Source organism: Bengtsoniella intestinalis, assembly GCF_039719005.1.
Classification (GTDB): Bacteria; Bacillota; Clostridia; order Oscillospirales; family Oscillospiraceae; genus Oscillibacter; species Oscillibacter intestinalis.
The window spans coordinates 389,106-409,451 of sequence record NZ_CP133584.1 but is presented as its reverse complement, the minus strand read 5'-3'; the positions used below and the strand labels follow the sequence as shown (position 1 = coordinate 409,451).

The window sequence follows — 20,346 nt, the reverse complement described above, 5'->3', positions numbered from 1 at the left end:
TTTTGCAATTATTTTAGTCATAAAAAATTCTGGATTATGGCGATTGATTTTATTCGAGGTGGGCTCCGCCCCCTCGAGCTCCCCCGAGTAGAGTTCTTTGACACACTGAGCCGACGGAGTCAATCCGTCGGCTCATAGAGGATTAGCCTTTGTTGACGAAGGCCAGCACGTCTGCCACGGTTTTCAGCTTCACAGCATCTTCGTCAGCAATGGTGGTGCCAGTGGCTTCTTCCAGTGCCATGGTCAGTTCCACCACAGCCAGAGAGTCGGCGCCCAGATCGTCAGCTAGGGTTGCTTCCATTGTCACTTGTTCAGCCTCGCAGGCAAGGGTGTCTACCAAAATATCACGGATTTGTTCAAAGGTCATGGAAATAATCTCCTATTCGTTTTTAATTTTTTAATTAAATTATTTTAATAAAAAATATTAACTGAATTGTAGCACAAACTGGAGATTTGTCAAGAGGAAATTTTGTCGATGGATGTAAAAGTCTTGTAAAACACTGATATTGTTGCGTTTTTGCGCCATGATTTTTACAAAACCCTGCTTGCACCCAATGGCTTTGTGGTGTATACTATTGGTAAGAATAAAGATAACCGAGGAGGGCATAACCATGCTTTTGGCAATTGATGTGGGCAATTCCAACACCACTGTGGGCTTGTATGACCGCAATGACCAGTTGGTTTTTTTGGCAACATTGAATACAGACAGTGGAAAAACTGCCGACCAGATTAGCATTGATTTTCTCAATCTGTTTCAGTTGTATCATCAAACGATCAAAGACGTAACAGGGACCATTGTCTCTAGTGTGGTGCCACCGCTGAACTTTATGTTGGGCAAAGCCATCACCCAATTATTTGGCAAGCCACCGATGGTGGTGGGGCCAGGGGTAAAGACGGGGCTCAACCTGCGGATGGATGTGCAAACCCAAGTGGGGGCAGATTTGGTGGCAGGGGCTGTGTCTGCCTTGGAAAAATTCAAGCCACCGATGGTCATTATTGATATGGGCACAGCCACCACCATTGGAGTCATTTCTGAAGGGCATATTTATGAAGGGGGCTTGATGCTTCCCGGTGTGAATGTGTCGCTGGAAGCGCTGAGTAACCAAGCGGCACAGTTACCTATGATTTCTCTGCAAAAACCCAAGACCCTCATCGGCAAAAACACCATCGACTGTATGCGTGCTGGCATAGTCTATGGCACCGCTGGCATGGTTGACGGCATTTTAGACCGCCTTGTAGAGCAGTTTCCAAACAAGTCTCTCAGCGTGGTGGCAACAGGGCGCAATGCACCTGTGATTGTCCAATACTGCCGCCATAAAATTGTCTATGATAAGTATCTCATTATGGATGGTCTGCTGACTATTTACCGTAAAAACAACCGATAAAATACAAAAAACACCGTGCCGAATTTTCGGCACGGTGTTTTTTCTGTATGCTCAATCTTTGTCTAAGGCGGCGGCGTAGAGGGCATTTTTAGATAGCCCTGTTAGCTCACTGACCTCTTTAGCAGCATCTTTTAAGCGCATTCCTTGGCTGCGCAAGTTCAGCACCTGTGCCACCCCGTCTTCCAAGGTGAGGGTGACTGCTTCTGTGGGTGCGGCACCTGATAGCACCAATACGAATTCGCCTTTTGGTGTATTTTCTTGATAATGGGCCACCGCCTCAGCCAAGGTGGTACGGACAGTTTGCTCATGTAACTTGGTCAGTTCGCGACACAAGGCGATGGGGCGATCGCCACCAAAGGTGGCGGCCATATCTTCCAAGGTGTTGCGGAGTTTATGGGGGGCTTCGTGGAATACCATGGTGCGTTGTTCTTGTTTGAGACTGTCCAAATGTGTGCGACGGTTTTTCTTATTGACGGTCAAAAAGCCTTCAAAGGTGAATCGTCCTGTGGGCAACCCAGACACGGCTAACGCGTGAATGGCGGCGCAACAGCCGGGAATACACAACACTTCAATGTCTGATTTGGCGCACAGTGCCACCAACTCTTCGCCCGGGTCAGAGATGGCAGGTGTGCCAGCGTCAGTGACCAAGGCGCAGGTTTCCCCTTGCAAAATCCGCTCTACAATGGCAGCGCCAGCGGTGACATGGTTGTGGGCGTGATAGCTGAGCAAGGGCTTTTTGATGCCGAAATGGTTCAATAGTTTAATGGAAACACGGGTGTCTTCAGCGGCAATGAAGTCGGCTTGGGACAGAGTGTCCACTGCTCTTGGGGTGAAGTCGCTTAAATTGCCAATAGGTGTTGCCACCAGATATAGGCGTCCACTCATAATTGGGTCTCCTTTTGTCGAAAATAGATGGCATCCACCTCAGGGGTGGGGGTGCCGTCGGCTTGTTGCAGAATCAGTGGTGGTAACACGTTCAAATTGGGTTTGCCACCGCGGCAACAGTCTAATAAAAACAGGGATGGGGCTTGGCCTACTTGGGTAGAGACAAAGCGCAAACGTTTTGGTTCTAGGGCAAATTGTCGTGCCAAAGACAACACATCGCACAGCCGTTCTGGACGATGAACCAAGCAGAAATGACCGCCCCATTTTAGCCCGTAACGTGCAGTGGCAAACACATCTTCTAAGGTGCAGGTCACTTCACTGCGTGCTTGACAGCGGCTAGTCTCAGGGGCAAGGAATCCACTGCCAGATGTAAAATAAGGTGGATTGGATACCATCAAATCAAAGGAACTAGTGGGGAAGAAGGGTTTGGGCGTTCGTAAATCCCCTTGGATGCAGCTGGTGAGGACATGATTGTTTATGGCGTTTTGCTGGGACAGCTGGTGGGCGATGGGGGATAGCTCAAGATTGGTGATGTGTAGCGCTGGCTCCCGACAGAGCAGGAGAAGGCCTAACAATCCGCACCCTGCGCCTAAATCGCAAACCCGTAACTTGGGTTTTAAGACAGGGAAGGCACCCAAAAGCATAGAGTCGGTGGTGGGTGGTTGTAAACCGCTGTCATAGCGGTAGGTGAGAGTGGGGGTGAGTTGCTCAAGCCGTTCCATAGTTGCCTCCTGATTTGTGTCTACTTCTATTATACACGAGGTTGTCAAGGGCGTAAATGTAAACCATATTGTTAAACGAGGTTGACAAATTGGTTGACATCTTGTATACTGATTCCATCTTAAAGAAACTGAGGAACCCAGTTATGACCACAAGCAAAACGCAATCTGTCACCCAAAGTCACCGCACAAAAGAATTGGTTTACACCGCAATTTTTGCCGTTTTAATCGCCGTTTGTTCATGGATTGCCATTCCTTCCACAGTGCCGTTCACCATGCAGACCTTTGGTGTGTTTTTGGCTTTGCTTTTGCTGGGAGGGCGCTGTGGCACCCAAGCGGTGGTGGTGTATTTGCTCTTGGGGCAGTGGGCGTGCCAGTGTTTGCAGAATTCACTGGCGGTTTGGGCATTTTGTTTGGTAGCACAGGGGGATATCTCATCGGCTTTTTGGCCATGACCTGCCTGTATTGGCTGGTGATGAAAAATCCCAAGCTCCATCCAGTGTTAGAAGGGGTCACTTTAGTGGTTGGCTTGGGGCTGTGCTATGGGTTTGGCACCATTTGGTTTGTGCAAGTCTATGCCGCCAATGTGGGGGAGATTAGCATTGCCACGGCCTTGAGTTGGTGCGTCATTCCTTATATCATTCCTGATTTGGTGAAACTGGCACTGGCCTTTACCTTGAGCCGTCGGCTCCGTCGCCATGTGTCCCTTTGAATTGCGACCCCACCACGGCCTATGTTTGCAGTTTTTCCGTGGGGAAGGGTATAGCCCAGCATTTATTGAAAACATGACCGCCATGGTCGCTGCTCTGTCAAATAACCCACAGATCAAGCTGGTTACAGGCGGTGACAGTATTTGTAGCACCTGCCCCAATGGATTGGCGGACGGGAAATGCACCTGTGACGACAAGGTGCTTCGCTATGATGAAGGGGTGCTGGCGCTTTGCGATTTAAGCTATAGTCAGACCCTTTCGTGGGTGGATTTTTCCCAAAAGATTCACACGGAAATCCTCGCCAAGCATCTGCGCCAGCAGGTGTGTGGCGATTGCCAATGGAACCACCTATGCCAAGAATAATTGCACATAAAAAAGCACTGCAAGCTGAGCTTGCAGTGCTTTTTTCATATTGTGTTGATTAGTCAGCAACAATAGCGCCGGTGGGACATGCATCGCAGCAAGAGCCGCAATCCAAGCAAGAGCCAGCATCGATGACATAAGCATCGTCGCCTTGGCTGATGCAACCTACAGGGCAGGTGTCTGCGCAAGCACCGCAGCTAACGCAAGCGTCAGTAATCTTATAAGCCATAATGTAGTACCTCCAAATAATTTGTATCTTTATTCTACCACATTATTTTTAAATTGCAAGAGTTAATTTTCAAAAATTGCAAATTTTATAATGTTAAATTTAGGTTTTACTGGGAGTTAGTCATGAAAAACTCAAAATCTGCAACTTTTAGTTAGTTGTGTAAAACCAACTAAAAAGATAAATTTTACCACCTGTTGTGATGAAAAGTCAAAATTTTGGCAACACTATTTACCGTTATTAGTATAGGGCACCTCTAAAAACTAGAGTGTGCGAAATGGGGCATGGTTTTTGCTCTGAGATTTGTTCTGATTTTTGGCGAATCCTGTGTGGATTTGGCGAAAATCAGGGCAAAAAATCAGAGTAAAAATTGCTTCAGTTTGTGTGCTATGGTTTTTAGAGGTGCCCTATATCAAGTTGAGCCAAATAAAGGAGAACAACCGTGGTGGGAGAAGTTTATTTTACCAAACAAGCAGAGCAAGCATTGGCGTTGAGTCAGTCGGCGGCAGAGGCTTTGGGGCATGATTATGTGGGCACAGAGCATTTGCTTTTGGGGTTATATCGCCAGCGATATGGCGTGGCAGCGCAGGTGTTGATGTCGCAGGGGGCAGAAGAAGCCAATTTGACAGCAGGGGTGATTTCTTGCGTAGGCAGTGGCATGAAAGAAGGATGGCCTTTGCAAGGGCTTACGCCTAGAGCCCAGCGCGTGGTGGAGTTGGGGTGGGAAATCACCCATGCCAATGGCGGTGACTTGGTGGATACAGAGCATTTGCTCTGTGGTATTTTGCGCCAAGGAAATAACCGCGCCATGGAGGTGTTGGCCATTGCTGGGATGGAAGACAAAGTGCTTTATAGTCAGTTGATGCAACGGATATTGTGCGCAAGAGGCTTGGGGAACCATGCCAGTGATACCAATCGCACCGCAACACCCAAAGAAGACAGCATCGCCAAGTATAAACTCCTCCGTGAGTTTGCTCGAGATTTGACCGCCATGGCCAAGGCTGGGAAGTTAGACCCTGTCATTGGACGGGATCGGGAAATACAACGTACCATCCAAATCTTGTCTCGACGCAGTAAAAACAATCCCTGTCTCATCGGTGAACCGGGGGTGGGGAAAACCGCTGTGGCAGAAGGGCTGGCAAGACGCTTGGCCATGGGAGATGTGCCCCAAATTTTAATGGGCTATAAGCTTTTGAGTGTGGATTTAAGCGCCATGGTGGCTGGCACCAAATATCGGGGTGAATTTGAAGAGCGGATAAAAAAATTACTAGAAGAGGTGCGCAAGGCAGGAGATGTCCTTTTGTTTATCGACGAGGTACACACCATTGTGGGGGCAGGCTCGGCAGAAGGGGCAGTGGATGCGGCCAATATTTTGAAGCCAGCGTTGAGTCGAGGGGAATTGCGGGTCATCGGTGCCACCACATTAAATGAATATCGCACCCATATCGAAAAGGATGCAGCTTTGGAACGGCGCTTCCAACCCATCACTGTGGAAGAGCCATCCAATCAGACGGCTTTGGAAATTTTACAGGGATTGAAGCCACGCTATGAAGCCCATCATAACTTGACCATTGCCCCAGAAGCAGTGTCGGCAGCGGTGTCGCTATCTGTGCGCTATATCCATGGCCGTTTTTTACCAGACAAGGCAATTGACCTGATGGATGAAGCCGCCGCTGCAGTAACAATGGGGCGTGTAAAGTGTGATGCCTTGGCACCTTTAGAGGAAAAGTTATGGGCGTTAGAGCGAGAAAAAACCATGGCCATCGACAACCAAGACTATGAAACGGCGGCAAAACTCCGCACGGTAGAGGAAAATTATCTCCTTCAATTACAGCACTTGCGACGCACCCAACACCAAATGCAACACCAACGACCCACTGTGACCGCAGAGGATGTGGCCAAGGTGGTGGCAGGCTGGACAGGGGTGCCTGTCCAGCAGTTGAGCCAAAGTGAAACGGAGCGATTGCAACAGCTTGAGCAGACCTTGCACACCCAAGTGGTGGGACAGGACGAAGCGGTGCGCGCAGTGGCAAAAGCCTTGCGGCGCAGTCGGATGGGGCTCAAAGACCCGCGGCGCCCCATTGGGTCGTTTTTATTTCTCGGTCCCACGGGTGTGGGCAAAACCCAATTGTGCCGTGGATTGGCTCACACCATGTTTGGGGCAGAAGAGGCCATGATACGGCTGGATATGTCGGAATATGGCGAAGCCCACAGCTTGTCACGGCTCATCGGTTCACCACCAGGATATGTGGGGCACGAAGATGGTGGACAGCTGACGGAGCGTGTCCGTCGCCGTCCCTATGCGGTGGTGCTGTTTGATGAAATTGAAAAAGCCCACCACGATATCTGGAATCTGCTTCTACAACTCCTAGAAGAAGGCACCCTTACCGACAGCCAAGGCAGACGGGTGGATTTTAAAAATACAGTGGTGGTGATGACCTCAAATTTAGGGGCTGGGGAAATTTTATCCGCTGGGCATTGCTTTGGCTTTGCAGGAAACGAAGATGACCCAGAAAAGGTGTTTGCCCGTACCAAGGAGCAAGTGACAGAGCAGTTGCAGCGGACGTTTCGCCCAGAATTTTTAAACCGTATTGACCAAACCATCGTTTTTCGCCAGTTGCGACCCCAAGACTTACAGCCCATTGCCAAAGGGATGTTGCAATCCACAGTAGAACGGATGAAATGCCTTTCATTGGGGCTTGAAATTACCGAGCAAGCGGTGGCGTTGCTGTGCAAAAAGGGGTACAATGCCAAGTATGGCGCCCGTCCGTTGCGGCGGTGCATTCAAAGCGAAGTGGAGGATGTTGTGGCGGAGTTGATGCTCTCCGGACAGTTGCAAACAGGGGATGTGGCACGGCTAGATGCTGAGGGTGATTTGCTGAAAATAGCCAAAACCCCTTGATTTGTTCACAGTTTTTCTATACAATGTAATATAAGTTGTGAACACAACAAGAAGGAGGAACTCTATGCCCATCCATTTTGATTTTGGTGGTTTTGACCCCAAATCCTTTACCAACAACAGCGGTCAAGACAAGGCTGATTATACCTATGACCCACAACAGTCTGCTAAAAAACCGCGCAAACCCATCGGTACACCAGTCACCCGTGTGCTCATCAACATCTTGGTGACAGTGCTCTTTGGCTTGGGATATTTTTATATTGAACTGCCAGCGCTGAATTTGCAAGCGGAAGAGTTTTACGTGTTTGTATTCATGTTATGTGCTGTGTTTTGTATCAGTGCCGTGGTGACCAGTGGCTTTGAAAGCACAAGCGCCAACGGTTATTTTGGCTTTTTGAAAAAACAGTGCACCATTCCAGCTGGCATTGCGCTCCTTTTGGTTGGGGTGATAGCCATTGGGTCGTTGACCTCTTGGGTGGTGTTTCGTGCCGATGCCTATAGTAAGCTTTTGCCCATGGAAACTGGGGATTTTGCCTCTGAAATCACCGAAGTATCTTATAACACCATCCCCATGCTAGACGATGCCTCTGCCCAACGATTGGGCGACCGTAAACTGGGGGAATTGTCTGACATGGTCAGCCAATTTGAGGTGATGAACAACTACACCCAAATCAATTACCAAGGCAGTCCTGTCCGTGTGACCAGCCTCCAATATGCGGATTTAATCAAGTGGTTCACCAACCGTAGCGACGGTTTGCCAGCTTATTTGATTGTGGATATGGTGACCCAAAACGTGGAAGTGGTGCGCCTTGACGAAGGTATGAAATACACCACAGCCGAACATTTCAGCCGCAATTTATACCGCCATCTGCGGTTCAATTATCCCACCTTTATGTTTGACGAACCTGTCTTTGAGATCGACGAAGAAGGCACGCCCTATTGGGTTTGTTCTCGGATTGTGAAGCAAATTGGCCTCTTTGGCGGCACCGATATTGAAGGTGCTGTGGTGGTCAATGCCATCACAGGGGAACATGAGTATTACGAAGAAGTACCCGACTGGGTGGACCGCGTGTACACCGCTGACATTGTGTTGGAACAGTATGATTATTATGGGCTGTACAACGGCGGCTTCCTAAACTCTATTTTCGGGCAACGTGACGTCACGGTCACCACCTCTGGCTACAACTATCTGGTCATCGATGAGGACGTATACGTGTATACTGGCATTACCTCTGTCACCAGTGACCAGTCTAACATTGGCTTTATTTTAAGCAACCAACGTACCAAGGATACCACGTTCTATTCTGTGGCTGGTGCTGAGGAATACTCTGCCATGGGCTCAGCCGAAGGGGAAGTACAACACTTGGGTTACGATGCCACCTTCCCATTGCTGATTAACATTGCCGACCAGCCCACCTATTTCATGGCGCTAAAAGATGATGCAGGTCTGGTGAAGATGTATGCCATGGTCAACGTCCAACAATATCAATTGGTGGCCACAGGTTCCACTGTGGCAGAAGCAGAAGAGGCCTACCGCTTGATGCTGGCGGCCAACAACATCATCGGCAACGATGAAGTGGAATTAGAGTATGGTGATTTGCTGAGTGAAACAGGCATCATCGCTGAAATCCGTTCGTCTGTGGTGGACGGTAATACCCAGTACTTCTTCCGCATGGAAGGCCAGACCACATACTATCAAATCTCTGCTGGTGAAGCGCCAGTGGCTGTGCTTTTAGATGTAGGCGATCAGGTTTTCATGAGCTATCATCAAACTTCAGAAAGTGAAGCTATCACCGCCTTACAAGACATCACCTATGGTTAAACAAACAACCATTCAAACGCCAAAAGGCGCTATGGTAGCTGTCTGTAAAGGAAATTCCTTGACAGGGCTTTGGTATGTAGGGCAGGCGCATTTCCCTAAAACACTATCCCAAATTGAAGCAGGTGACCACCCAGTGTTTACCCAAACCAAGGCATGGCTGGACGCCTATTTTGCTAAGAAACCGTTGCCAGCATTGCCACCTATGATGCCTCAAGGTACGGCCTTTCAGCAAGCAGTTTGGGGGCAATTACAAACCATTCCTTACGGAAAAACCACCACCTATGGTGCCATCGCCAAAGCCATCGGAATGCCTAAGGCGTGCCAAGCGGTGGGTGGCGCGGTGGGGCGTAATCCCATTACGCTGTTAATCCCATGCCACCGCGTGGTGGGTGCTGACGGCAGTCTCACAGGGTATGCTGGGGGACTAGATCGGAAAACGGCGTTTCTGGAAATTGAACAAGAGTAAGACAAAACAAGACCATGGCGCAGTGCGCCATGGTCTTGTTTTGTGCACGTTGGAACCATGGGTTGCATACACTACAAAGAAGGAAGGAGGGGGCGTGTGGAGACATATGTATTGTTGGCTCGCTCGATCACCTATGGACAGCGGATGCAACATCTGTTGCAACGCAATGGCATTCGCGCCAAGGTGTATAGGGCGCCCCGTGATATTAATGAGAGTGGCTGTGGGTACGGTGTAGAAGTGGCGGCAGAGGGGTTTTATTGTGCTTTGTCGCTTTTACAACAGGGTGGTTTAAGCCCCAGCCGTGTGTATAGAAAGCAATATAATCGGTATTATGAGGTGAATGTATGATTTATTTTGACGCTGGCGCCACCACTTTACAAAAACCACCACAAGTAGGGCAGGCAGTGGCCATGGCCATCAATCAGGTGGCCTCTGCCAGCCGTGGCGGATATGGAGCCGCAGAGCAAGCTGCCAGCATTTTGTTTGATTGTCGCATGGCGCTGGCGGCATTGTTTTCCTTGGAAAATCCAGAGCAGGTGGTGTTCACGTGCAATGCCACCCATGGGCTTAACATTGCCTTGCGCACTTTGATAACCCATGGGGATCGGGTGGTGATTTCTGGTTACGAACACAATGCAGTAACCCGTCCTCTGTCTGCCATTGGCGCACAGATTGAAGTGGCTGGGGCACCATTATTTGATCCTGATGGGGTGATAGAAGCCTATGAAACCCATTTGAAATCTGGATGTAAAGTGGCAGTGGTGAATCATGTGTCAAATGTCTTTGGGTTTGTGCAACCAGTGGAAGACATCGCAAAGTTATGTCAAAGCTATGGGGCAAAACTGATTATAGATGCCTCTCAATCGGCAGGAGTGCTGAGGCTTGACATGGGTACGTTAGGAGCGGATTTCATTGCCATGCCAGGGCATAAAGGGCTCTATGGGCCCCAAGGAACAGGGGTGTTGTTGTGTGGAAATGATGTAAAGGTAAAATCCTTGCTACAAGGTGGTACAGGCGGAAATTCTATTCTGCAGACTATGCCAGAGTTCCTGCCTGATGGGTTAGAAGCTGGCACCCACAATGTGTGTGGCATCGCGGGACTGTTGGAAGGTGTGAGTTATGTGCAAGAGGTGGGTGTGGCGGCCATTTGTCACCATGAGCGCACCCTTGCCCAGCGTTTGGCACTGGGGTTGCGCAAGCTTGAGGGGGTAGAGGTGTATGCACGGCCAGATTTGTTTGCCCAGACAGGTGTGGTGTCGTTTGTGGTGGCACAGATAGATTGTGAGACAGTGGCGCAGACCCTTGCCCAGCGTGAGATTGCCGTTCGCAGTGGCTTGCACTGTGCGCCAATGGCGCACAAAACCGCAGGCACATTAGAAACAGGTACCATTCGTGCCAGCCTTTCCCAATTTAATACAGAGCGAGAAGTGGTGGCGTTTGTGGATGTTGTTGGTGAAATTGTCGAAAAAAATAAAAAGTTTTTGTGAATTTCTCTGTGGATTTCCTTGCAATTTTACTGAAATTTCGTTATAATAGTGTAATTGATTTCCTGAAAGGGACATGGTGAAACAATGAGCCTAGAATTACATGAATTTTTAGCGTGGATTTTGCGCTATGTGATGACCATTGGCATCAGCGATATCATCGACATGGGCATCATGGCGCTGGTCTTGTATCGATTGCTATTGTTGGTGCGTAGCACCAAGGCAGAAAGTCTCCTGAAGGGGATGTTGGTCTTTTTGATTATCTTAGGTGCGTCCTATATGTTCCACCTCAACACCATCAATTACGTCATGAGCAATATGGTACAATCTGGTGTTTTGGCGCTGATTATTCTGTTTCAACCAGAAATTCGTCGCATTTTGGAACAAATGGGGAGCAGTCGCAAGCTGTTGGGCTTTTTCTCCCATGGAGAGGACAGCAACACCATCGAAAAAGCCATTGCCCAAACGGTGGTGGCTTGTACAGAGATGTCAAAAAGCCACACTGGTGTGCTGATGGTCTTCGAGCGTGAGCTTTTGTTAGACGATTTGGCCCGTGGTGGCACCATCGTGGACGCCACTGTTAGCAGTGAGTTGCTCAAAAACATATTTTTTGTCAAATCTCCCTTACATGATGGGGCTGTGATTGTGCGCAATGGTCGTTTGTTTGCGGCAGGGTGCGTGTTGCCTCTGTCTAAAAACGAAAACCTATCCCGTGAGTTGGGCACGCGTCACCGTGCTGGCATTGGCATGAGCGAAAACTCCGATGCTTTGGTGGTGATTGTTTCTGAGGAAACGGGCTCTATTTCTGTGGCAGTGGGCGGTATGCTCAAGCGACATTTAAGCCCAGAAACCTTAGATACTCTGCTCCACAATGATTTGATGCCCCAAGAGGACCAAGAAGAAGCCAAGCCAAAGTTCCAACTGTTGGCATCGTTGCGAACCAAGAGGGGAGGGTCTGAGGATGGAGAATAATACTGGCAAACGGAAAATTATGCTCATCGCCATTTCTGTTTTAATCGCCATGGCCACATGGTTTATGGTGGACTCTGCCAGCAGCACTGAGGTGACCATCACCATCAGCGATATTATGGTGGAATATGTGGGCGAGGAAACTGCCTTGGCAGAACGTGGGTTGTTACTTTTAGACGACAGTGACCAATATGTCACATTGCAATTACGAGGAGTGCGGAGTTTGATTTCCAAACTTGACCCTGACCAAATGCGCGTGGAAGCCGACCTCTCTAGCATCACCGAAGTGGGTGTGCAGTCGGTGACTTGTTACGAAATCTTCCCCAATAGTGAATTTTCCAGTATCACCGTGGTGGATAAAAGCCCTTATGCTATTAAGGTGAGTATTGGGGACTTGTTTAGCAAAGAAATCCCTGTGCGCTATGAAATCCAAGGTGCGGTGGCAGAAGGCTACAGCGCTGGTGCCATTGAGCTTAGCTTGGAAAGTTTTGAAATTCGTGGACTGCAAGAAACCATTGAACAGGTTTCTTATGCTAAGGTGGTGTTGGAAATTGATGAGGCCACCCGTAGCGTCAGTGAAACCCTAAGCTATGAATATTACGACGCCCAAGGCAATGTGGTGGACGGCACCGACATTCAATCTGATGTGTCCACCATCGACATTACCATGCCTGTGAACATTACCAAGCAACTACGCTTGGTGGTTGACTTTGTGGAAGCACCCGGTGCAAGCCTAGAAAACGTGGAATACACCTTGTCGCCATCTACTGTTTCCGTCACTGGTGATGCAGAGCTTTTAGAGCGTATCAATGTGATTGTACTAGAAAGCTTTGATTTGCTAGAACTCTCTGGCAACACCACCTATAACTACGTGATTGAGCTGCCAGAAGGGGTGGAAAACCTCAGCGGCTACACCAGAGCAACTATGGAAATCTCCTTCATCGACATGAACAACTCCACCATTTTGTCTAGCAACTATGTGGTTAACAACGTGCCTGATGGTAAAGTGGCCACTGTGCTCAGTGACTCGGTTGGGGTGCGTGTGTTTGGCACCAGTGCTGATGTGAGCGCCATTTTGCCAGACGACTTCACCTTGACCATTGATATGAGCGATTACAGTGGCGCCTCTGGCACGTATACGGTGCCGGTGGAGGTGACCCTAGACACCGATGGTGATATCGGCTTGCTGGGCACCTATCAAGTGCAGGTGAACTTGGCAGACGAGCCAGAACCAGAGGAAGAACTACAGGAGAGCGAAGATGACACAAGTAGCAACGGTTGATAAAATTTTAAACGATACCTATGCCAAAATTTCTGTGATGCGCCAATCGGCTTGTGCCCACGACTGTAGCGATTGTGCAGGCTGTGGCACCAAGCCTATGGCGGTTCACGCCACTGCACGCAATCTCATCGGTGCGAAAGTGGGGCAACAAGTGGTGGTGGAAAGTAGCTCGAAGAAGCTATTTTCCATTGCTGGCGTTGTGTATTTACTGCCTTTGGCACTGTTTCTGCTGGGGTATTGCTTGGCACCAGTGGACAGCGATGCCCTTCGTGGGTTGGCTGGACTGATGGGGTTTGTGTTGGGCGGATTTATGGCAGTGAAATATGACCGCATGACCCAAGCCAAAGGTGGGTTTCAGTTTACCATCACTAAGTTTTTTTAACGCTTATGTTTGGATATGTACGACCACCACTTGGACAGTTGGAGCCAGCCCAAGTTGACCAGTTTCGCCAGATATACTGCGGCCTGTGTCACACGCTGAAAAAGCGCAACGGGTTTTGGGCGCAATTTATTCTCAATTACGATTTCACTTTTTTGGCGCTTTTATTGTCGCAAGGAGAGGAACAAAGCCTGTGTCAAGGGCGGTGTTTATCAAGCCCTGTGAAGAAAAAGTGTTATTGCCCTCAAAGTGAGGCGCTAGAACTGGCGGCAGACCAAAGCGTTATTTTGGCATACTGGCAACTCCGAGACCATGTGGTAGACAGTGGCTTTTTCAAAGCCTTGGGATACCGCGTAGCAGGATTGTTACTCCGTGGTGCCTACAAAAAAGCCGCCAAGGCACGCCCCCAATTTGACCAGACCACTAGAGTCCAATTAGATGTGCTCCACCAATTAGAGCAAGACAATTGCCCGTCTATGGATGAAGCGGCTCACACCTTCGCCCAGCTCCTCTCAGCGGTGGCGCAGGAAATGGATAGCGATATGGACAAGCGTGTGCTTGGACAGTTACTTTACCATTTGGGACGTTGGATTTATCTCATTGATGGGGCGGATGACTTGCAAAAAGATGCCAAATCTGGCAATTACAATCCTGTGGCATTGCGCTATGAGCTGACAGATGGACAGTGGACGTCCCAATCCAAAGAAGACTTTGGACATACCCTTGACCATTCCATTCATATGGTGGCCACAGCGCTGGAATTGCGCCCTCAAACCCCATGGACAAGCTTGTTAGAAGCCACGGTGTACACAGGGTTATTTGCTGTGGGACACGCCGTGCTAGAAGGCACATTCGAGTCTAAAATTGGTCGAGGACATGACCTACTAAACTATAGAAAACCAAAGAATGTTGAGGAACACCCATGAATCCTTATCAGGTACTAGGCATCAGTGAAAGTGCCACCGATGCCGAAGTGAAAAAAGCCTATTTAAACTTGGCGCGCAAATACCATCCCGACAATTACCATGACAATCCCTTGGCGGATTTAGCCCAAGAGAAAATGAAGGAAATCAACGCCGCCCATGAGGCCATCACCAAGCAACGCAGTGGCGGTGGCAACACTGGCTACACCCAAAACGGTGGCTATGGTGGCGGTGGTTACACTGGTAGCTACAGCTCTAGCTCGGTGCTTCAGCAAGCCCGTGCCGCCATCAATGCTGGGCAGGTGGTTCGCGCAGAAGCATTGCTGAACAACTATCAAGACCACAATGGAGAGTGGAATTTCTTAAAAGGGGCGTTGGCCTATCGTAAGGGTTGGATGGACGAGGCCAAAACTTATTATCAAACTGCCTGCCAAATGGAACCCAACAATATGGAATACCGCCGTGCGTTGGAATACATGAAATCAGGTACCCGTACCTCTTATAGCCCCAATGGAAAACCTTTCGGATCTACCACCGTGTGTGTGGGTGGTGATCCTTGCCAAACTATGTGCTGTGGCTATATGCTCTGTCAGCTATGTGGTTGTGGCGGCTATCGTATGTGTTAATAAATGAGAGGGCACCGCTAAAAACTGTAGCACACAAGAGGTGCCCTAGAAAGAAAGGGAGTAGACTATGAAAAGTATGACTGGCTATGGCCGTGCTCGACAAACACTCCATAAACGAGATATCACTGTGGAAGTACGGTCGGTGAATAACCGCTATTTAGATTGTACCGTGAAAATGCCACGGATGTACACCTTTGCAGAAGATGCGCTGAAGACCACTGTCCAAGGGGCTGTGTCCCGTGGGAAGGTGGATGTGTTCATCACCGTGGACGCCACCGCCGCCGATGTGCCTAAGGTACGGGTAAATGAAGACTTGGCAAAAGAGTATTTAACGGCCTTGACCGCCCTATCTGATGCCTGTGGCATCATTGGGAAGCTTAGCCTAGAAAATCTGTCTCGATATCCCGATGTGCTCACGGTCACCAAAGCGGACGAAGATTTGGAAACCGTCAGTGCTGACCTGTGCATGGTGCTCAAGGAGGCCTTAGAGGCCCATACGACCATGCGCCTGCAAGAAGGGGCAAAGCTGGTGGAAGACATCTGCTCTCGCCTTGACCATATTGAAGAACTGACGGGCAAAGTGGAAGAGCGTTCTCCCATCACGGTGGCAGAATATCGCCAAAAGCTAACCAAGCGCATGGAAGAAGTGCTCCAAAGCACCACCGTCGACCCCCAACGGATTTTGATGGAAGCGGCTATTTACGCGGACAAAACCGCCGTGGATGAAGAAACGGTTCGTCTGCGCAGTCATCTATCTCAACTGCGGGAAATGCTACAAAGCAATGAGCCTATGGGGCGGAAGATGGACTTTTTGATTCAAGAAGTGAACCGCGAATCCAACACAATTGGCTCTAAGTGTAACGACGTGGCCATTGCCCAAGTGGTGATCAGCTTAAAGGCTGAGGTGGAAAAAATTCGAGAACAAGTGCAAAATATTGAGTAAGGTGGTGGGGCAATGAAGCTCATCGACATTGGCTTTGGGAATCTGTTGTCCCAACAGCGGATGGTGGCCATCGTCAGCCCTGATTCTGCGCCGATTAAACGGATGGTGCAGGAGTCACGGGAACGTGGTATGCTCATCGATGCCACCTATGGGCGGAAAACCGCCTCCATTTTCATCATGGATAGCGACCATGTGATTTTATCTGCATTGCCTCCAGAAACCTTTGGAGACACTGACATAGAGGAGAAGTAAGACTATATGCAAAAAGGCAAAACATTCATTGTATCCGGCCCATCTGGGGTGGGGAAAAGCACCGTGTTACGGTTATTGCTTGACCGTAAACCAGATATTTATTTTTCTGTATCTTCTACTACCCGTGACCCACGTCCTGGCGAAATTGACGGCATCCATTATCATTTTTTAGGGATGGATACCTTCCAAGAACGTATCGCCAATGATGATTTTTTGGAATACGCTGAATATGTGGGCAATTTCTACGGCACCCCTAAGAAAAACATTGATTTGGCCATGAACCGTGGGCAAGATGTGATTTTAGACATCGAAATCCAAGGGGCTATCCAAGTGACCAGCAAGCGTCCAGAAGTGGTGCGAATTTTCATTGCCCCTCCTAGCTGGTCTGAACTAGAGCGTCGCTTGACGGAGCGTGGCACCGACAGTGCGGATAAAATCCAAAAGCGTCTTGTCCGCGCCAAAGTGGAATTTCAAACGGCTCACACCTATGACTATTTTGTCATCAACGACAGTGTGGAAAGTGCCGTCCGTGAATTGACCGCCATCATCACTGCTGAGCATTGCAAGCCCACGGAACGGATGGCTTTGATTAACAGCCGCCCCTAAATTAAACTAAAAAGTAAAAGTGAAAAACTGTCGCCTGCGGGCGGGTTTTGAGTTCCTGTCGGAACTCTGTTATATACTATAAGCCGTAAGGCAGAATGGAAGTACAATATTATGATGTTATATCCTGCAATGAGCACCCTCAACGATTATGTTCCCAACCGCTATATGCTGGTGAATGTGGTGGCACGTCGTGCCCGTCAAATCGCTGAAGAAATGGATCAACAAGGGATTCCCCTGAATGAAAAGACTGTGACTTTGGCCATCCACGAAGTGGCAGACGGCAAGCTAGATGCTCGTGAGATGGATTTGACCATCGCTGAATAAGCGTCCTTTTCACCAATCAAGCAATCGTATCGCCTTATTTTTAGGGTGACCCACAGTCACCCGTTTTTGAATGGGCATATGCAAAGGAGAACAGGAGGGGCGCAATCATGGAAACCGTAGATATTGTAAAAGTTGCGGTGGAAACTGCACCCTATGCCATTGATAAGGTGTATGATTACCTGTTGCCAGAGACTCTTTGCGACCAAGTTGTAGTGGGTATGCGTGTGATGGTGCCCTTTGGCCGTGGAAACCGAAAAAGTGAAGCCTTGGTTTTGGCACGGACAACAGGGGAGAAAACCCCGAAAATGAAAGCGATTTTACAAGTGTTGGATGAAGCGCCTGTGCTAGATGGGAAAGGGATTTCTCTGGCACTGTGGATGCACCAGCGGTATTTTACCACGGTGTATCAAGCGGCTAAAACCCAACTGCCAGCAGGTTTGTGGTATCGGATGGAAGAGGTGTACCAAGTGGCTCCAGAGGTGGAGGATTTGGAAGCTTTGACACTACCAGAGCCAGCCATTGCGTTGCTAAAAGTAATGAAAAAAGAAGGCCGCCTGAGCTGTCAGGCGGTTTGCGCACGCTGTGGGGCAGACGGAGAGGGCTATTTGCCCTTGTTGGTCGAAAAAAAACTGGTGGTAAAAGCCACCCAAGCCCACCGCAAACACCGAGACAAAACCCAAAAAGTGGTGTCTCTTGCCATGGATGATGAAAGTGCTATGGCGTTGGTGGCAGGTAAAAAACGCTCAGCCCCTATGCGCTTTGCGGTGGTGGAATTTCTCATCGCCGCTGGCAGAAGTGCCATCACCGACGTGACCTATTTTACAGGCGCATCGCTGGCAACGGTGAAAGGCTTGGAAAAGTCTGGCATCGTGACCCTGTCACAAGAAGAGGTGCTCCGTGTGCCAGAGGTGACGGCTTCTGTCCAAGGTGCACCCATCGCATTAAATGAGGAGCAACAGCACTCTTTTGACCAACTGTTGGTGCTCACGCAAAAAGAAGAACCCCAAGTAGCATTGCTGCAAGGGGTGACTGGTAGCGGTAAAACCCAAGTGTATATCCGCTTGGTACAAGCAGTGCTTGCACAGGGTAAACAAGCGATGATGTTGGTGCCAGAAATCGTATTAACGCCCCAAATGATGGGGAAATTCGCCAGCTATTTCGGCAACCGTGTGGCGATGCTTCACAGCGGATTGCGCACCACTGAGCGCTATGACCAGTGGAAGCGGATTCGTCGTGGGGAAGTGGATGTGGTGTTGGGCACGCGCTCGGCTGTGTTTGCACCGCTGGAGCGGTTGGGGCTAGTGATTTTAGATGAAGAGCAAGAAGGCTCGTATCAGTCAGACAGTGCCCCTCGTTATCACGCCCGTGACATTGCAAAATATCGTTGCACCCAGTATGGTGCTACCTTGGTGTTGGGCAGTGCCACCCCTTTGGTGGAAACCGCCTATGCCGCCCAGCAAGGCCAGTATCACCACTATTATTTGACCCAGCGATACAACCAAAAGCCCCTGCCAGAGGTGCTCTTTGCCGATATGCGCCAAGAATTGCGCAACGGCAACAGCGGTGCCATCAGTGGCTTACTGCGTACTGAATTGGAGAAAAATATCCAAGCAGGGGAGCAATCTATTTTGTTTTTGAACCGCCGTGGTAGCAGTCGAATGCTACTGTGCGTGGAATGTGGACAAAGCCCACAATGCCCCCATTGTTCGGTGGCACTGGTGCACCATACTGCCAACGGGCGGATGATGTGCCACCATTGTGGCTACTCAGAAAAAGCGTCTATGTACTGCCCAGACTGCCACGGCATGATGAAGCAGGTGGGCTATGGCACCCAAAAGGTGGAAGAGGAGCTGCAAGCCCTGTTCCCTGATGTGGAGGTACTGCGCATGGATGCAGACACCACCGCCACAGGCCATGAAAAAATCCTTAAACAGTTCGGGGATGAAAAAACCCCTATTCTCCTTGGAACGCAAATGGTGGCAAAAGGGCTTGATTTTGCGAATGTAACCCTTGTTGGCGTACTTTCTGCCGATTTATCTTTGTATGTTGACCATTACCGCGCCACGGAACGCACCTTCCATTTGTTGACCCAAGTGGTGGGGCGAGCAGGCCGCGGTGAACTCACAGGGCGTGGGATAATTCAAACCTTTACCCCTGAAAATGATGTGATGATACACGCTGCCCACCAAGATTACCAAGGGTTTTACCAAACCGAATTAACATTACGACAATTGCGGCGCAGTCCACCCTTTGCCGACATCTTTACCTTCACCGTTTCTGGTGGAGAAGAAGGAGCGGTGTTAAAAGGGGCTTGTACCGTGCGAGATACATTAAAACAAGTACTCAGCCATCCGGAATTGGAGGGCATTGCTCCACAGGTGTTAGGGCCAGCCCCAGCACCCATTTTAAAAGTCAACAACCGTTACCGTTATCGGGTCACATTGGTGGCAAAAAACGTAACCCCCATTCGCCAGCGCATCAGCTGGTTACTGCGAGAATTCCCCTCAACACACCGAGGTTTAAATTTATTTGTAGACTGTAACAATATGAGTTAAACAGTTGAAGGAGGCACCTATGGCATTGCGAAATATTGTGGTACAAGGCGAACCCTGCTTGGAGAAAGTCTGTCGCACCATCAACGATTTTAATCCCCGTCTGCACCAGATGTTAGACGATATGTTGGAAACGGTAGAAGACGCCAATGGCGCTGGTTTGGCGGCACCTCAAGTAGGGGTTATGCGCCGTGCTTGTCTTGTCATTGACGAGGAGACTGGCGAATTTATTGAACTGCTGAACCCAGAATTTGTGCATCAAAAAGGGGAACAAACCGACATTGAAGGGTGCTTGAGTGTGCCGGGCAAATACGGTTTGGTAACCCGTCCGATGGATGTGCGTGTCCGTGCTCAAGACCGTTTTGGCGGTTGGTTTGAGTTAGAAGCCCAAGGTTTGACCGCTCGTGCCATCTGTCACGAAATGGAACATTTGGAAGGTCATTTATTCGTGGAACACGTTGACCATTTCATGAGTGAAGAGGAAATCCAAGCGTATATGGACGCAAAAGAGGAGTATGACGATTGAGAATT

General features: G+C 49.3%; 22 protein-coding genes and 1 pseudogene. 19 read left to right on the top strand and 4 right to left on the bottom strand.

Annotated elements, in window-relative coordinates; genetic code table 11:
• Positions 1-142: 142 nt before the first annotated feature.
• Positions 143-367 (bottom strand): acyl carrier protein, encoded by a 225-nt coding sequence (gene acpP, locus RFF05_RS02110; RefSeq protein ID WP_409968784.1) that lies wholly within the window; start codon positions 365-367, stop codon positions 143-145.
• Between the two features lie 244 nt (positions 368-611).
• Between acpP and RFF05_RS02105 the strand changes: the two genes are divergently transcribed.
• Complete coding sequence (locus RFF05_RS02105) at positions 612-1,385, top strand: type III pantothenate kinase (RefSeq protein ID WP_409968783.1); 774 nt, start codon at positions 612-614, stop codon at positions 1,383-1,385.
• Between the two features lie 51 nt (positions 1,386-1,436).
• On the opposite strand, the gene rsmI is transcribed toward RFF05_RS02105, so the two are convergent.
• Entirely contained in the window at positions 1,437-2,270 is an 834-nt protein-coding gene (rsmI, locus tag RFF05_RS02100; protein WP_409968782.1) for a 16S rRNA (cytidine(1402)-2'-O)-methyltransferase, read from the bottom strand.
• Positions 2,267-2,992: a tRNA1(Val) (adenine(37)-N6)-methyltransferase gene (locus RFF05_RS02095; RefSeq protein WP_409968781.1), complete on the bottom strand. Its 726-nt coding sequence runs from the start codon at positions 2,990-2,992 to the stop codon at positions 2,267-2,269. The genes rsmI and RFF05_RS02095 overlap by 4 nt, the downstream gene beginning before the upstream one ends.
• A 143-nt stretch (positions 2,993-3,135) precedes the next feature.
• Here RFF05_RS02095 and RFF05_RS02090 point away from each other — a divergent pair.
• Together RFF05_RS02090 and RFF05_RS02085 are read left to right on the top strand one after the other, a co-directional pair.
• Positions 3,136-3,701: pseudogene (locus tag RFF05_RS02090) on the top strand (biotin transporter BioY).
• Entirely contained in the window at positions 3,688-4,062 is a 375-nt protein-coding gene (locus RFF05_RS02085) for a DUF1284 domain-containing protein (RefSeq protein ID WP_409968780.1), read from the top strand. The pseudogene RFF05_RS02090 and the gene RFF05_RS02085 overlap by 14 nt, the downstream one beginning before the upstream one ends.
• Positions 4,063-4,120: 58 nt before the next feature.
• Here the strand turns inward: RFF05_RS02085 and RFF05_RS02080 are convergent, their stop codons facing one another.
• On the bottom strand, positions 4,121-4,291 hold the full coding sequence (locus tag RFF05_RS02080) for a DUF362 domain-containing protein (protein WP_409968779.1): 171 nt from the start codon (positions 4,289-4,291) through the stop codon (positions 4,121-4,123).
• Between the two features lie 442 nt (positions 4,292-4,733).
• Between RFF05_RS02080 and RFF05_RS02075 the strand changes: the two genes are divergently transcribed.
• The 16 genes from RFF05_RS02075 (at position 4,734) to def (ending at position 20,341) form a co-directional block, all read left to right on the top strand.
• Positions 4,734-7,190, top strand: a complete 2,457-nt coding sequence (locus RFF05_RS02075) for an ATP-dependent Clp protease ATP-binding subunit (RefSeq protein WP_409968778.1) — start codon at positions 4,734-4,736, stop codon at positions 7,188-7,190.
• 64 nt (positions 7,191-7,254) lie between these two features.
• Positions 7,255-9,009, top strand: coding sequence for a CvpA family protein (locus RFF05_RS02070; protein WP_409968777.1), 1,755 nt, complete (start codon positions 7,255-7,257; stop codon positions 9,007-9,009).
• Positions 9,002-9,475, top strand: a complete 474-nt coding sequence (locus tag RFF05_RS02065; RefSeq protein WP_409968776.1) for a methylated-DNA--[protein]-cysteine S-methyltransferase — start codon at positions 9,002-9,004, stop codon at positions 9,473-9,475. The genes RFF05_RS02070 and RFF05_RS02065 overlap by 8 nt, the downstream gene beginning before the upstream one ends.
• 96 nt (positions 9,476-9,571) lie before the next feature.
• On the top strand, positions 9,572-9,823 hold the full coding sequence (locus RFF05_RS02060; RefSeq protein WP_409968775.1) for a DUF3343 domain-containing protein: 252 nt from the start codon (positions 9,572-9,574) through the stop codon (positions 9,821-9,823).
• Complete coding sequence (locus tag RFF05_RS02055) at positions 9,820-10,962, top strand: aminotransferase class V-fold PLP-dependent enzyme (RefSeq protein WP_409968774.1); 1,143 nt, start codon at positions 9,820-9,822, stop codon at positions 10,960-10,962. Before RFF05_RS02060 ends, RFF05_RS02055 begins: the two co-directional genes overlap by 4 nt.
• Before the next feature lie 84 nt (positions 10,963-11,046).
• On the top strand, positions 11,047-11,931 hold the full coding sequence (gene cdaA, locus RFF05_RS02050) for a diadenylate cyclase CdaA (RefSeq protein ID WP_409968773.1): 885 nt from the start codon (positions 11,047-11,049) through the stop codon (positions 11,929-11,931).
• Positions 11,921-13,210, top strand: coding sequence for a YbbR-like domain-containing protein (locus RFF05_RS02045; RefSeq protein WP_409968772.1), 1,290 nt, complete (start codon positions 11,921-11,923; stop codon positions 13,208-13,210). The genes cdaA and RFF05_RS02045 overlap by 11 nt, the downstream gene beginning before the upstream one ends.
• Positions 13,188-13,592: a SoxR reducing system RseC family protein gene (locus tag RFF05_RS02040; protein WP_409968771.1), complete on the top strand. Its 405-nt coding sequence runs from the start codon at positions 13,188-13,190 to the stop codon at positions 13,590-13,592. Before RFF05_RS02045 ends, RFF05_RS02040 begins: the two co-directional genes overlap by 23 nt.
• 5 nt (positions 13,593-13,597) lie before the next feature.
• Positions 13,598-14,515: a DUF5685 family protein gene (locus tag RFF05_RS02035; RefSeq protein WP_409968770.1), complete on the top strand. Its 918-nt coding sequence runs from the start codon at positions 13,598-13,600 to the stop codon at positions 14,513-14,515.
• Complete coding sequence (locus RFF05_RS02030; RefSeq protein ID WP_409968769.1) at positions 14,512-15,138, top strand: J domain-containing protein; 627 nt, start codon at positions 14,512-14,514, stop codon at positions 15,136-15,138. Before RFF05_RS02035 ends, RFF05_RS02030 begins: the two co-directional genes overlap by 4 nt.
• A gap of 67 nt (positions 15,139-15,205) precedes the next feature.
• Entirely contained in the window at positions 15,206-16,081 is an 876-nt protein-coding gene (locus RFF05_RS02025; protein ID WP_409968768.1) for a YicC/YloC family endoribonuclease, read from the top strand.
• Between the two features lie 12 nt (positions 16,082-16,093).
• Positions 16,094-16,333 (top strand): DUF370 domain-containing protein, encoded by a 240-nt coding sequence (locus tag RFF05_RS02020; protein ID WP_409968767.1) that lies wholly within the window; start codon positions 16,094-16,096, stop codon positions 16,331-16,333.
• A 6-nt stretch (positions 16,334-16,339) separates the two neighbouring features.
• Complete coding sequence (gmk, locus tag RFF05_RS02015) at positions 16,340-16,939, top strand: guanylate kinase (protein WP_409968766.1); 600 nt, start codon at positions 16,340-16,342, stop codon at positions 16,937-16,939.
• 111 nt (positions 16,940-17,050) lie between these two features.
• Complete coding sequence (rpoZ, locus tag RFF05_RS02010) at positions 17,051-17,263, top strand: DNA-directed RNA polymerase subunit omega (protein WP_409968765.1); 213 nt, start codon at positions 17,051-17,053, stop codon at positions 17,261-17,263.
• A gap of 107 nt (positions 17,264-17,370) precedes the next feature.
• Positions 17,371-19,818: a primosomal protein N' gene (gene priA / locus RFF05_RS02005; protein ID WP_409968764.1), complete on the top strand. Its 2,448-nt coding sequence runs from the start codon at positions 17,371-17,373 to the stop codon at positions 19,816-19,818.
• A gap of 19 nt (positions 19,819-19,837) precedes the next feature.
• Entirely contained in the window at positions 19,838-20,341 is a 504-nt protein-coding gene (gene def / locus RFF05_RS02000) for a peptide deformylase (RefSeq protein WP_409968763.1), read from the top strand.
• Positions 20,342-20,346 lie beyond the last annotated feature (5 nt).